The organism is Sphingomonas sanguinis NBRC 13937, from assembly GCF_001591005.1.
GTDB lineage: Bacteria > Pseudomonadota > Alphaproteobacteria > Sphingomonadales > Sphingomonadaceae > Sphingomonas > Sphingomonas sanguinis.
In genome coordinates this window covers 49547-63512 of record NZ_BCTY01000007.1, presented here as the reverse complement: position 1 = coordinate 63512, position 13966 = coordinate 49547, and the positions used below count along the sequence as shown (strand labels likewise).

11 protein-coding genes are annotated in these 13966 nt (G+C 67.1%); 4 read left to right on the top strand and 7 right to left on the bottom strand.

Going from position 1 to position 13966, the window contains the following annotated elements; translation table 11 throughout:
• Together SSA01S_RS20035 and SSA01S_RS05665 are read left to right on the top strand one after the other, a co-directional pair.
• On the top strand, window positions 1-2133 hold the full coding sequence (locus SSA01S_RS20035) for a sensor histidine kinase (RefSeq protein WP_244885578.1): 2133 nt from the start codon (window positions 1-3) through the stop codon (window positions 2131-2133).
• Window positions 2126-2512: a response regulator gene (locus SSA01S_RS05665; RefSeq protein WP_061779585.1), complete on the top strand. Its 387-nt coding sequence runs from the start codon at window positions 2126-2128 to the stop codon at window positions 2510-2512. The genes SSA01S_RS20035 and SSA01S_RS05665 overlap by 8 nt, the downstream gene beginning before the upstream one ends.
• 162 nt (window positions 2513-2674) lie before the next feature.
• On the opposite strand, the gene SSA01S_RS05660 is transcribed toward SSA01S_RS05665, so the two are convergent.
• Genes SSA01S_RS05660 through SSA01S_RS05640 form a run of 5 tightly spaced genes read right to left on the bottom strand, consistent with a single transcriptional unit; the run spans window position 2675 to window position 9114 of the window.
• Complete coding sequence (locus SSA01S_RS05660) at window positions 2675-3955, bottom strand: TolC family outer membrane protein (protein WP_061779584.1); 1281 nt, start codon at window positions 3953-3955, stop codon at window positions 2675-2677.
• Entirely contained in the window at window positions 3948-6371 is a 2424-nt protein-coding gene (locus tag SSA01S_RS05655; protein ID WP_061779583.1) for an ABC transporter permease, read from the bottom strand. Before SSA01S_RS05655 ends, SSA01S_RS05660 begins: the two co-directional genes overlap by 8 nt.
• Before the next feature lie 25 nt (window positions 6372-6396).
• A complete protein-coding gene (locus tag SSA01S_RS05650; RefSeq protein WP_061779582.1) occupies window positions 6397-7155 on the bottom strand; it encodes a GIN domain-containing protein in 759 nt (252 codons plus the stop codon).
• 12 nt (window positions 7156-7167) lie between these two features.
• Window positions 7168-7845: an ABC transporter ATP-binding protein gene (locus tag SSA01S_RS05645; RefSeq protein WP_058716923.1), complete on the bottom strand. Its 678-nt coding sequence runs from the start codon at window positions 7843-7845 to the stop codon at window positions 7168-7170.
• Window positions 7846-7860: 15 nt separating this feature from the next.
• The gene (locus tag SSA01S_RS05640) at window positions 7861-9114 is read right to left on the bottom strand and encodes an efflux RND transporter periplasmic adaptor subunit (protein ID WP_240954727.1); all 1254 of its coding nucleotides are present in this window, start codon (window positions 9112-9114) and stop codon (window positions 7861-7863) included.
• A 186-nt stretch (window positions 9115-9300) separates the two neighbouring features.
• On the opposite strand from SSA01S_RS05640, the gene SSA01S_RS05635 reads away from it, so the two are divergent.
• Window positions 9301-10512: a sigma-54-dependent transcriptional regulator gene (locus SSA01S_RS05635; RefSeq protein WP_061779580.1), complete on the top strand. Its 1212-nt coding sequence runs from the start codon at window positions 9301-9303 to the stop codon at window positions 10510-10512.
• Entirely contained in the window at window positions 10502-11650 is a 1149-nt protein-coding gene (locus SSA01S_RS05630; RefSeq protein ID WP_061779579.1) for a sensor histidine kinase, read from the top strand. Before SSA01S_RS05635 ends, SSA01S_RS05630 begins: the two co-directional genes overlap by 11 nt.
• On the opposite strand, the gene tpiA is transcribed toward SSA01S_RS05630, so the two are convergent.
• Complete coding sequence (gene tpiA / locus SSA01S_RS05625; RefSeq protein WP_061779578.1) at window positions 11594-12358, bottom strand: triose-phosphate isomerase; 765 nt, start codon at window positions 12356-12358, stop codon at window positions 11594-11596. The genes SSA01S_RS05630 and tpiA overlap by 57 nt on opposite strands.
• Complete coding sequence (gene glpK, locus SSA01S_RS05620; protein ID WP_061779577.1) at window positions 12358-13860, bottom strand: glycerol kinase GlpK; 1503 nt, start codon at window positions 13858-13860, stop codon at window positions 12358-12360. Before glpK ends, tpiA begins: the two co-directional genes overlap by 1 nt.
• Window positions 13861-13966: the final 106 nt, after the last annotated feature.

The window sequence follows — 13966 nt, the reverse complement described above, 5'->3', positions numbered from 1 at the left end:
GTGCTGCCGCTGCTCCATTATGCGCTGCGACCCGGCGGCTATCTGTTCCTCGGACCGTCGGAAAGCGTCGGGCGGTTCGACCATCTCTTCCCCGCGATCGACGGCCATGCGCGACTGTTCGAGCGGTCGCCGGGTTCGCCCTCCTATCCCATCGACCTGCCCGGCGGCATGAACCGCAGCCCGCGTCGGCGCGGCGAACGGGGCGAGCGCGACGGCACCGCGGGAAGTAATGACGAGAGCATGATGATGCGCCGCATCGTCGATCGTTATGCCCCGCCCAGCATGGTGGTAGACCAGGATGGCGCCATCCTGGCGGCATTCGGCAAGCTCAGCCGTTATTTCAATTTCCCCGTGACTCGTGCGGGCGGATCGAGTGCGGTGACGCTGGCGCGCCCCGGCCTGCGCGAGGTGATCGGCCCGATGCTCCGCCAGGCCCGCGACGCGCGCAAGCGGATCGCGGCGCGCGACGTGGCGGTCACGACCGAGTTCGGCGTCCAGAAGGTCGAGGTCGTCTGCGATCCCATGACCGACGGATCGCTGCTGTTCCTGTTCCGTGACAGCGCACCGTTCAGCCCGATCGAGGCGAGCGACCTGGCCGATCTGGAGCCCGGCGACGACCATATCGAGGCGCTGGAGGACGAGTTGCGCCTGACCCGCCACCGGCTGCGCTCGACCGTCGAGGAGCTGGAGACGGCGAATGAGGAGCTGAAGAGCTCCAACGAAGAAATGATGTCGATGAACGAGGAGCTTCAATCGACCAACGAGGAATTGTCGACCGTCAACGACGAGCTGAAGACCAAGGTCGATCAGCTGACCATCGCCAATTCCGACCTGCGCAACTTCTTTGAGTCGACCGACCTCGCGGTGGTGGTGCTCGACCGGAACCTGCGCATCCGCAGCTATACCGAGGCGGCGCGGTCGATCTTCCCGTTGCAGCTCAGCGACCGGGGGCGATTGCTGGCGGATGTCTCCACCCGGCTGTCCAACACCGATTATCTCGACGGTGCGGCCGATGTCGCGGCGGGCGGCCCGACGACGCAGCAGCGGGTGACGACGCGTGACGGCGAGCGGACGCTATCGCTGCGCATCCTGCCCTATCGTACGCAGGGCGACGGCATCGACGGCGCGACGCTGGTCCTGACCGACATCACCGATGCACTGAGCATGGAGCGCGAACTCGCCGCCGAGCGCGAGCGACTGGATCTCGCCATCAAGGCGGGCGGCATCGGCGTGTGGGAGTATCGCAGCGGCACGGGCGAGATGATCCTGGACGAAACCGGCCGCCACCTGTTCGGCTTCGGCGAGCAGGAGGATGCCGACCGCGTCGCGCAGGTGTTCGACCGGATCGTGCCCGAGGACCGGCCGGGCGTCGAGCTGGCGCTCGCAGAAGCGATGGCCGGGCGCGGCGATTTCGAGATGACCTTCCGTCTGGACCTGGATGGCAAGGAACGCTGGATCAAAGGCTTTGGCCGGGTCGTCACCGCGTCGGCACCGCACCGGATGGTCGGTGTGTCGATCGACGTGACCGCCGAATATGCCATCGCCGAGACGCGCGAGCTGATGCTGCGCGAGATGAACCACCGGGTGAAGAACCTGTTCGCGATCATCTCCGGCATCGTCTCGGCCGCGGCGCGCTCGCATGACGACGTGACCGAGATGGCCGACGACGTGCGCGAGCGGATCGCGACGCTGGGCCGCGCCCATTCGCTCGCTTCGCCTGCGGGCGAACAGCAGGCGATCGACCTGGGCTCCTTGGTGCAGGCGACGATCGCCCCCTATCAGGGACAGTCGACCATCCATATCGACGGCCCGAAGCTGCTGGTCGACCGGCGGTGCCTGTCGCCGCTGGCGCTGATCCTGCACGAATGGGCGACGAACTCGGTCAAATATGGCGCGCTGGCGAAGCCCTCGGGCGAACTGGCGGTCAGCTGGACGCTGAGCGACGGGCAGTTGCACCTGACATGGGCGGAAACCGGCGGGACGCTTCCCGACGAAGAGACGGGCAAAGGCTTCGGCACGCTGCTCGTCCAGACCTCGTCCCGTCAATTGGGCGCGCAGCTGGAGCGGAAATGCGTCGACGGACGTTTCCTACTCAGCCTAGCTTTGCCGGAGAGCATTTTGTCGCATGACTAAGACGATTTTGCTGGTCGAGGACGAGTTCTTCGTGGCGCTGGATCTCCAGTCCATCATCGAGGATGGCGGCTATCAGGTCGATGGCCCCTATGTCAGCGTCGAGGATGTGCTGGCGCATCTGGACGGCGACAAGCCCGAACTGGCCTGCGCGATCCTCGACGTGCGGCTGCGTGACGGAGAAGTGTTCCCGGCGGCAGAGCGACTGCGCGAAGCGGGCGTGCCGTTGATCTTCCATTCGGGCCATGCCGACGAACAGGCGCTGCAGTCGCGCTACCCGGGTGCGGCAGTATGCGGCAAGCCCTGCTCGCCGTCGCTGCTCCGCCGTACCCTATCGATGGCGGTGTCGGGGCCAGCGGAAACCGACCGGGCGGCGGAATGATGTCGGCCGGGGCTCGGTGAGACATCCTGCCCTCCCCCAGCCCCTCCCGCCTGCGGGAGGGGAGTGTTAGAAGAGCCCTACCCCTCCAACCTTCTTCACCCCTCCCGCAAGCGGGAGGGGCCGGGGGAGGGAAAAGAGCCTCGCAGAGACCATCCTACTCCATCATCCAAACGCCCCCCGCCCCATGCGCCCCGTCGCACGCAACAACGCAGCTTGGGCGGTCAGCACATCGACCTGCGCCCGCGCCACAGCCAGCTGCGCCGAGCGGTAACTCTGGTCGGCCACCAATATGTCGACCGTCGTGCGCAGGCCGAAGCCATATTCGGCGCGCACGCCCTTCAACGCCAGGTCGGCCGCCTGCAACCCCTCGGCACTGGCCTTCAGCCGTCCCTCGGCAGCGGTGAGTGACGCCCAGGCCGTGTCCGCCGCCCGCACCGCGCCGCGCGCCGCCGCATCCGCGTCGAACCGTTCCGCGCGGGCATTGGCCTCGGCCTGGCGCACCCGCGATGCGATGAGCCCGCCGGTCAGCAGCGGCACGCGCAGCGACAGTCCCGCATTGGCTGCACTGTCGAAGCCGGTGGCGGTGCCGCCCGCCCATTGCACGCCGCGCCCATAGCCGCCGCCCAGATCGACGGCGGGCGCACCGTCCGCCCGCGCTTGGCCGATCCGCGCCGTCGCCGCCTCGACGCGCCGCTTCTGGGCGAGGAGCAGCGGGTTGCTCGCTTCCGCCGCGTCACGCGCATCGGCCAAGGTTCGCGGCAAGGCGGCGGGCGTCGCGATGACCGCCTCCAGCGTCCCCGCATCGCGGCCGACAATCGCACGATAGGCCGCCGCGGCGCTGGCCACGGCACCTTCCGCATCGACCAGATTGGAGACGACGCTGGCCCGCTGCGCCTCCAGCTGCGCGACGTCGGTTCGGGTCGCCTGTCCCAGGCCATAGCGCGAGCGCGCCTCCGCCACCTGGCTGTCGAGCCGCTGAATACCGACCCGCGCCACCTCGACCGCCTGCTGGGTGTAGAGCAGGTCGGCATAGGCGGCGACCACACGCTCCAGCACATCCGCCTCGACATCGCGCAACGTCTCGCCCCCAGCCGCGACATCACCTTGCGCCGCGCGCACCGCCGAAGTGACCCGTCCTCCCGTCCAGATCGGCAGCGTCGCCGTCACGCCCCCCAGCGCCGAGGTCGAACCGGTGCGAACCCCGGTCGCGTCATAGCCCAGCCGGTCATAGCCCGCATTGCCGGTCGCCGCGGCAGTCAGCCGCCCGGCGGCCCGCGCCTGGTTCGGGGTCTCCGCCAGCGCATTCTGCCGGGCACGCGCGGCGGCGAGTTCGGGATTGCCGTCCCACGCCGCCGCGATCGCCTGTCGCAGCGTTTCCGCCGAGGCGGGGGTGGCCGCGATCATCGCCACCCCTATCAACCACCACCGCATTCGCTTAGTCATGGCGCAGCGCCCAAGCGGGGGCGGCCCGGCTGGCCTTGAGCGACTGACCCAGCACGGTCAGCACCGCGATGGTCAGCGCCAGCGCGGTCGCCGCCGCGAAATAGAGCGGCGACAGACTGATCCGATCGTCGAACCCGGCCAGCCAGGTCCGCATCGCAATAAACGCCAGCGGCCAAGCGACGAGATTGGCGATTAGTACCGGGCGCAGGAACTGCCCGACCAGCAGTTTGACGATATCCGTGGCCGACGCGCCCAGCGTCTTGCGGATACCGATCTCCTTCACGCGCCGCTGGGTGTTGAACGACGCAAGACCCCACAGCCCGACGCACCCGATCAGCACGGCCAGCCCTGCACCGATACCGAACAGACGGGTCGCCCGGTCGTCGGCCTTGTAATAGTCTTCCAGACTCTGGCCGACGGTGTAGGCCTCGAATGGTACTTGTGGCGCAATCTGGGCCCAAAGAGAGCGAAGGGTCGCGATTATCGCTTGTGGATCACCGTCGATCTGAAAAGTCGTTCGCGGGTTTCTGGAATATTCCGACCTGTAATAATACATGGTCCCGTTCACGGCCTCGCGGGGAGAAAAGAACCTCGCATTCTCCACCACGCCCACAATCATCCGGGCATTGACGTTCGGCTTTCCGACAATCTTGCCGATCGCTTCCTGCGGACTACGGAATCCGAGATCCTCGACTCCACGCCGATTGATGATGACGTTCGGGATTTGGATAGGCCGACCGTCCGACCCCGTTTGATCCGTGTAGCGCGTATCGTCGGCACGATGGGCATTGTCTGGAAGACGTCCCGCGATCATCTTTATTCCGAAGGTCGGAAAGAAATTTGGTCCGATGATGATGGCTTGCAGGCTTGGACCCGGCTCGGGTTTGCCAGGGACGAAATAACTGTCGCTGTTTCCGCTGCTCGCGCCCGGCGTTGAATCCGATGTGGTAACGGATCGTACCCCCGGCAGTATGGCAGCCCGCGTCAAAAAGGCAGTCAGTTGTGTCTCGTCGAGTGCGTCGTTGCTGGTCGAACCCACAATGACCAAGCCATCCCGTCGAAAGCCGATATCGGTCTCACGCACATGACGGGTCTGCGCAACCAGTATGATCGTCCCGATCATGAAGGCAATGGCAAGGGCAAACTGAAAGATGACCAACAGTTCGCGTACGCGCGCGCCACTCCGGCCGCCGCCGGGCGAACGGGCAGAGGCCAGTACGGCCGCACTCGGAAAGCGGGATAACAGCACTGCGGGATAGAGCCCTGCGGCGATCCCGACCACCAGGGACAGTAGGATCAATGCCGGCACCACGACGGCATAATTAATGGCTAGGGTCAGTCCGCCCGCGGCGTTGATGAGCGGCAGCCCCACTTCGGCCAGCATGAGTCCAATCAGAGCGGCCAAGACCGTGACCAATACGGCTTCACCCAGAAATTGTCGGATGAGGGCATAACGGTCTGCACCCAGAACTTTGCGCATCGCCACCTCGCGGGCGCGCAGACCCGCTCTTGCTGTCGCCAGGTTCACGTAATTGACGATCGCAATAATCAACGTCAGCATGCCCACGATACCCAAGGTCGCGACTGTCATCTTGCGCGCTGGCGTTGTCTGCAAATGGATGTCCGCCAGTGGCGTAATGACCAGACTCAGTGTCTTGGCGGAAAGCCCCTGGTCTTTACTTGCGCGGCGATCGACAAAGGCTCGCATTCCCTGCTGCAAGCGTGCGGCATCGTGCGGCGTATTAAAATGAAGTATCGTCCAGGCGCGTTCGCTCCCCCAGTGAAACCAATTTCGATCCGGATGCGGATTTGGCATTTTGGCAAGCATCGCATAATTCATTTCGGTGTCGGGCGGCAGATCGTGGAATATGCCTGCAATGCGGTAGTTGGCCGTCTTACCCATAACGGTCAGGGTGATCATTTGACCAATGGCATTACCGGCGGGATAGTAGCGCTTTGCGGTCGTCTGATTGATCAGAACATTGCCAGGCGCGCCGAGTGCTCGGCGGCCATCCCCTTCCAGCATCGGCAATCGTACGACGTCCAGAAAATTTGGATCGACATAGGCGAACGCCACACTTGTCGCGCTGCCCCGACGCACGACGTCCGCATACGTCGCCTGAAAACGTGTGCCGACAACGGCTGGAAAATCTTCCCGCAACTGGTCAATAAGACCGCCCAGGGTCGCGGTGGAGTAACCATCGGCAATACTGCCCGGCATGTCCCAATGCTCTTGCACCAGATACAACTTATCATAATCCGGCAACCATTTCTCATACCCCGTCTCGAACCGGACATAGAGGCCCAGCACCAGGAAGACGGCGATACCGACCGCCAAGCCGCCGATATTAAGCGCGGCATAGAGCTTGTGGCGCACAAGCGAGCGATAGAGCGACAGAAGTGCGAAGCGGTTCATGGTTACATGCCCCCGGACAAGACGGTCATCGACCGCACGCGATGCGGGCGAGGCCGCTCTTGGCGACAGTACAGCGGGGGTTTCCCTCCACGCTGACATTGGTCATGCCGCTGGCGCTTACATTCGCCTGTTCGGAGGCCCCGGCGCGAACATGGGCCGTGCCGCTGGCACCGATCGTGACCTGGGGTGCGGAAAGGGCGCGTGCATTCACCTCACTGGCGCCGCTGCTGTCGATGGTCAGTTGCCGCACATCGCCATCCGCGCGAAGGACGCTCGCCCCCGACGTGTCCAGCTTCGCACGTTCGGCGCGCAGGCTCCGTACCGTCACCTCGCTCGCCCCCGACAGACCGAAATTGGCCATGCCGCTACGCAGCGCCGACAGGCGCAGCACGCTGGCGCCGCTGGTATCCGCCGCGAACGCCGGTGTATCGAGGGCGGGCAGGTTCATCTCTACCGCACCGCTGAGCTTGACCGCCTTGATCGCGGGCAGCGTGACGGCGATCGCGACACGGCGGTCATGGCCGTTGCAGCTGCTGTTCTTGCGGCGGATGCGCAGTGCGCCGCCGCTGGTGTCGATGCGCAGCGTATCGATATTGGCCGCCCGCCCCCGCGCCGACACGGCATAGCCTGAGCCGAGCGAGACAGTCACGATATCGCACCCGCCGACATCGATCCGGTCGAAGCCGCGAAGGTCGTAGCCGTGCGTCGTCTGCGCACTGTCCTGCGCGGGCGCGGCAGCGGCGGTGAGCGAAAACAGGGCGATGGCAGGGATCATCTTCTTCATCGGAATGTCCTTTCAGATCGCGCGCATGGCGCTGGCGACGATGCGGCCGTCGAGCATGTCGATGCGGCGCTTGGCGAGGTCGGCGTGGCTGGGCGAGTGGGTCACCATCACGATCGTCGCCCCCGCATCGTTGAGGCCGGTCAGGATGTTCATCACCTGCTCGCCATTGGCGGTATCGAGATTGCCGGTCGGCTCGTCCGCCAGGATCAGCTTGGGGTCGCCTACAATGGCGCGGGCGATGGCGGCGCGCTGCTGCTGACCGCCCGACAGCTGGTGCGGGAAGTGGCGGGCGCGGTGAGCGATGCCGACCTTGTCCATCGCAGCCGCGACCCGGCCGCGCCGGTCCCCGACATCGCTACGATAGGCCAGGCCCAGCGCGACATTCTCTTCGATGGTCAGCTCGTCGATCAGGTTAAAGCTCTGGAACACGAAGCCCAGCGTCTCGGCGCGGAACTTCGCCAGCTCCTTTTCGCCCATCGCGGCCAGGTCGCGGTCGCCGAACATGTACCGCCCGCCGGTCGGCCGATCGACGGTGCCCAGCGTGTTGAGCAGGGTCGACTTGCCGCACCCAGACGGCCCCATGATGGCCAGGAACTCGCCCGCCGCCACATGCAGGTCGATATCGTGCAGCGCGGTCGTCTCCACCTCGTCGGAGACGTAGCGGCGCTGAATGCTTTCCAGTCGGATCATGATGTCAGTCCCCCTTTATCGGATGTTCAGGATGTCGCCCTTCACGGACGCGGTGTTGCTGATGACGATGCGCTCGCCGGGATTGAGGCCGGAGAGGATTTCGACCTGTTCGGGATTACGACGGCCCGCCTTCACGCTGCGGCGACGGGCATGGGCACCATCGGCGTCGAGGACGAAGGCCGAGCTGCCGCCCGCCTCCAGCCAGCCGCCGACCGGGGCGACCACTGCGCGGCTCGCCGCGCCCAGCGTGATTCGGATGTCGATCGTCTGCCCGCGATTGAGCCCGGCCGGTGCCTTGTCGAAAGTCAGCTCGACCTGGAAGCGCCCGTCCTTCACGGCCGGAAGCACCTTCGACACGGTGAGCCCTGCGCCGTCCGAGGTCGTCGCCTTCTGTCCCACCGCGACGCGGCCGAGATAATATTCGTCGACCTGCGCGACGAGCTTCCACGAGCCTTCGCTATCGACCTGCCCGGCGGGGTCGCCTGGCTTCAGCGTCTGGCCGGGCTGGATGACGAAGTTCGTCAGCCGTCCGCCTGCGGGCGCGCGGATGGTCAGGCCCTCCAGTCCTGCGCGCACCGCCGCCATATTGCCCGCCAGCCGCGTCTGCGTATCGTTCAGCCGCGCCGACTGGGTGGACGTGATGCGCGCCTCGGTCGCGCGACCCGATTTCAGTTGGGCGAGGCGCTTTTCCTGATAGGCGGCCTCTTCCTCGAAGCTCTTGACGCCCGCGTCCGACAGGAAGCCCTGATCGTGCAGCTGGCGGCGAATGCCCAAGTCGCGGCGCGCCTTGATCAGGTCATATTCGGCCTGCGCGACCTGGCTGGCGCGGTCGAGCTTGTTGCGCTCGATGCCTAGCCCCTCGCTGGCGACGCCGCCCAGCTGGCTGGCGATCTGCGCCTCGCGGGTGAGGACGTCGAGCTTCAGCTGCGGATTGGCGAGCGTCGCCAGCGGTTGGCCTTCCCGGACCATCTCGCCATCCTGGACCAGCAGCTTCTCGACCTGTCCGCCCGACAGCACGCCGACCAGCGTGGTGACGCGCGGCGTCACGGTGGCGCGCACCGGCAGGTAATCGTCGAACGCAGCGCGCGTCACCTCGCCCGTCTCGATATTGGCGGCGGTGATGTCGGTCGATCCCGCGGCGGGCAGGATGCGCCAGAGCGCGATGGCGGCCAATAAGACCAGGCCTGCGACCACGACCGCGCGACGCCGCCACCAGGGCGTCGCCTTGCGCTCGATCCGGCGGTCCATCGCCGCACCGGGAGCGGGCATGCCGGAAGTGTTTGCGCCTGTGCTGTGTTCGGTCATCATGGACACAGTCTCACCCAGGACAGCCGAAAAACCTAAAGCCCTATGAACACGCCATTTTCCGTATCATCCGTCGAATCCGACCGTTCGCGTTCGGACGCACCGTCCGAAAATGGACGGTCGGCGGACGGGTCAAGCCCCTCCAACCGCTTGGCGATCCTGTTGGTCGACGACAATCCGCGTATCGCCGAATCGCTCGCCATCGCGATCGATCTGGCCGGGCACCGGCTGGACGTAGCGAGCGGGCCGGAAGAAGGTCTCTCGTTGTTGGCGGCACAGCGTTACGACGCGATCCTGCTCGACCTGAACTATGCCGCCGGGCGGACCGACGGGGCGGAGGGACTGGCGATGCTGGAGCGGCTGCTGGCCGACGATCCGGGGGCGTGCATCATCGTCATCACCGCGCATAGCGGCATCAAGCTGGCCGTCGCGGCGATGCAGGCTGGGGCGCGCGACTTCGTGATGAAGCCTTGGCGCAATGCCGAGCTGATCGCCAAGATCGAGGTCGCGGCCCGGCGTCGTCCCGTCCATCCCACCATATCTGAGGCCGCCATGGCCGCCGAGCCCGCCCGTCTGTTGGGCGAGAGCGACGCGATCGAGCGGGTGCGCAGCCTGGTCCGCCGGATCGGGCCCACCATGGCGGGCGTCGTGGTAACCGGTCCGTCCGGCGCGGGGCGCAGCCTGATCGCCGCCGCGATCCACGCCGCCTCGACCGGATCAGCGCGGGCGATGGGCCGCATCGACCTGCGCGATCTGCTGGCCTGGGACCGGCTGGACCAGGGCACACCGGGCGCGACATATCTGCTGCGCCATCCCGACCGGCTCGACGAGGTGGCCCAAGCCCGACTGCTCGACCGGTTGAGGCCCGAGGATCGCTTTATTGCCATCGCCGACACGCCCCGCGCGATCAGCCCCGCGCTGGCCCGGCGCATCGCCATGGTCGAGATCGCGGCCCCCGCGCTGGCCGAACGGCGGGCCGACATTCCCCTGCTCGCGCGGCACTTCGCCCGGATCGCAGCGCAACGGCACGGCCGCCCCCCGCCCCGCTTCACCCCCGCCGCCGAAGCGCTGTTCGCCCATGCACTGTGGCCCGACGAAGCCCGCGGGCTGGCCGCCGCGATCGAGCGGGCGCTGCTCCTGGGCGAGGATGGCGTGATCGACGCGGCGCTGCTCGCGCCTGCACCCATGGCGGCCATGACGGGCACGGGGCCCGCCCGCGCCAGCTTTGACCTGGACGAAAGCGAGCGCGGCATGATCGAGGCCGCGCTGATCGAGCATCACCACAATGTCACCCAGGCGGCGCAGGCACTGGGGCTCAGCCGGGGTGCGCTGTATCGGCGGATGGCGCGGCATGGGCTTTGAAGTCTCCGCTCGCCGGGTTCTTGCAGCGGCGCTGTCGGGCATCGCGCTGACGGCCAGCGGCGCGCTGCTGGTGCTGGCGTGGCAAAGGGGAATGTTCGCAACGCTGCTCGGGCTGACGCTGTGTGTCGCATGGCTGGTGCTCGGCGGTTGCTGGGCTGCATCGCGCAACCTGTCGGTTCGTCGGAGGTCGGAAGAGCGCGATCCGACGACCGACGGCCCGCCGCTGGCGGCCTTGCTGGACCAGATCCCCTTGCCGTTGCTGCGCATCACCGGCGGCGGTGCCCGAGCGCTCAACCGGGCCAGCCGGACGCTGTTCGCCACCGACGACCGGCTCAGCCCGACGCCGCCCACGCTGAACGATCCGCGCAAAACGCGCCTGCGCCACGAAGGACGAAGCTGGCGGATCGAACGCGTCGCGGGGGGCGACCAATCGCTGGTCCTGCTGATCGATATCGAGGCAGAACGCCGCGCCGCCGAGGTTCATGCCGATAATGAGATGATCGATATCCTGGGGCATGAACTGCTCAATGGCCTGTCGCCGATCGTCTCGCTGGCCGACAGCGCACAGGTCGCGGCGGAGCGCGGCGATGCGCGGCTGCCAAGCATCTTGGCGACGTTGACCCGGCGGATCGAGGGTCTGGAGCGCTTTACCCGCGCCTATCGGATGCTCGCGCGGCTGCCCGACCCTGTTCCAACGCCCGTCGCCATGGACGAGCTGGTCGGCGATCTATCCCGGCTGTTCGACCAGCGGTTCGAGGGGCGGGTCCAGCTGTCCACCATCGTGCCCCAGGGCATGACGGGCCGGTGCGACCGGGACCAGATGACCCAGGCGATCTGGGCACTGCTCCACAACGCCGCCGAGGCGGCGCTGGCGGGCGCGGTGTCGCCCGTGGTCACGCTGACGGTAGAGCGCGAAGAGGATCGCCTGATCCTGTCGGTCGCCGATACCGGCTCCGGCGTCCCGGCACCGGAACGGGCGCGCATCTTCCGCCCGTTTCACACCACCAAGCCCGAAGGATCGGGCGTCGGCCTGACGCTCGCCAGACGCATCGCGCGGGCGCATGGCGGCGACATCGCGCTACTACCGATCGCAGTGACCACCTTCCGGATGGCGGTGCCGGACGGTGCTGGCCGGTAGCATAGCCTTGAGGATCGCGGTGAAGGCGTCGGCATCCAGGCTCTGGCGCCCCACCAGAAAACCGTCAATCCCGCCTTGCGCGAACAGGGCCGCACCATTCTCGGCGGTCACCGATCCGCCGTAGAGGACGCGGGGGGCCTCACCAGGAAAACTATCGCGGATCGCATCGGCGATGGCCGCCACCTCTGCGCCCTCCGGCACGCGGTCGCTGCCGATCGCCCAGACGGGTTCGTAGGCAATGGCGAGCCCCTCCCCGTCCGCGCCGCCGAGCGAGCGGGTCAGTTGCTCGCGCACCACCGCTACCGACCGCCCGGCGGCATGATCCGCCGCCGTTTCGCCGACACAAAGCAATACGCGCAGCCCCGCCGCGCGGGCCGTGCGGAGCTTGGCGGCGATCAGCGCGTCATCCTCGCCATGATCGTGCCGCCGCTCGCTATGGCCGAGCAGCACAAGGTCCGCGCCAGCCTCGCGCAGCATCGCCGCCGACAGATCGCCGGTATGCGCGCCGTCCCGCTCGGCATGGCAATCCTGCGCCCCCAAGCCCAGCGCAGGGGCGATCGACCGCGCCCGGTCGAGGAGCGTTGCGGGCGGGCACAGCGTCACCTCCACGCCCGGATAGCGCGCCGCCGCATCCGCAATGGCGGCGATCAACGGCAGGCAGGTGCCGTCGCCGTTCATCTTCCAATTGCCCACCAGCATCGGCCGCATCACGCGGGCGTCGCCCCCGGCTTGGCGAGCGTCCGCGCCACCGCGTCACGCCACCCGGCGACCAGCGGCGCACGCGCCTCCTCGGTCATCGACGGCTCAAAACATTCCTCGCGCGACCAGAGCTTTTCCAGCGCGTCGAGGCCGGACCACACCCCGGTCGCCAGCCCGGCGTGGAAGGCCGCACCACGCGCCGTCGTCTCCAGATCGGCGGGCCGCTCGACCGGCGTCCGGATCATGTTGGACAGGAACCGGCACAGCCAGTCATTCGCCGCCATGCCGCCATCCACGCGCAGGATCGCGGCCCCCTCGCCCGCATCGGCCTTCATCGCCTCGGCCAGGTCCATCGTCTGGTACGCGACCGACTCCAGCGCCGCGCGCGCCAGATGCGCCGCACTCGCCCCCAGCGTCAGGCCATAGATCGCCCCGCGCGCATCCGGCTCCCAATAGGGTGCGCCCATGCCGACAAAGGCCGGAACCATATACACGCCGTGGCTGTCGGGCACCTGGGTCGCGAGATCGTCGGTCTGGCTGGCATGGGTGATGACGCCCAAGCCGTCGCGCAACCACTTCACCGCCGCCCCCGCCACGAAGATCGATCCCTCCAGCGCATAGGTCATATTGCCGTTCAGCCGGTACGCGGGCGTGGTCAGCAACCGATGCTTGGAGGCGACCGCCGTCGTACCGGTGTTGAGCAGCATGAAACAGCCCGTGCCATAGGTCGACTTGGCCATGCCGTGACGGAAACAGGCCTGACCGAACAAAGCCGCCTGCTGGTCCCCCGCCATCCCCGCGATCGGGATCGCCGCGCCGAACAGGTCGGGGGCGGTGGTGCCGAAGACATGCGCATTGTCGTGCACCTGCGGCAGCATCGCCATCGGCACGCGCAGCAGGCGGCACAATTCCTCGTCCCACACCCCGCGATGGATATCGAACAGCATCGTGCGCGCCGCATTCGTGATGTCGGTCGCGTGCACCGCCCCACCGGTCAGCCGCCAGAGCAGGAAGCTGTCGATCGTCCCGAAGGCCAATTCGCCGCGCTCGGCCCGCGCCCGTGTGCCGTCGACGTGATCGAGCAGCCAGGCAAGCTTGGTCGCGGAGAAATAGGGGTCGATCAGCAGACCGGTCCGCTCGCGCACCAGATCCTCGGCACCGTCGGCCTTCAACGTCTGGCAAAGCTCGGTCCCGCGCCGGTCCTGCCACACGATGGCGCGGTGGATCGGCTCGCCGGTCGCGCGGTCCCAGACGACCGCCGTCTCGCGCTGGTTGGTGATGCCGATCGCGGCGATCTGAGCAGGCGCGACACCGCTTTCGTCGATCGCCTTGCGCGCGGTCGCCAGCGCATCGCGCCAGATATCCTCCGGGTCATGCTCGACCCAGCCCAGCGCGGGGTAATGCTGCGCGAACTCGGCCTGCGCGATGGCGACCCGCCGGGCCTGCGCATCGAAGACGATGCTGCGCGTCGAGGTCGTCCCCTGATCGATCACCAGAATGTGCGACGCCATCGCTCACCCTCTCCTTATTTTCGCTACGAAAGGTCACACGCTTTCAAACGAACGTCAATGCTTTCGTTTTTCCGGGAAATGGTATAGCAGGGGTGGCGTTCGAGAA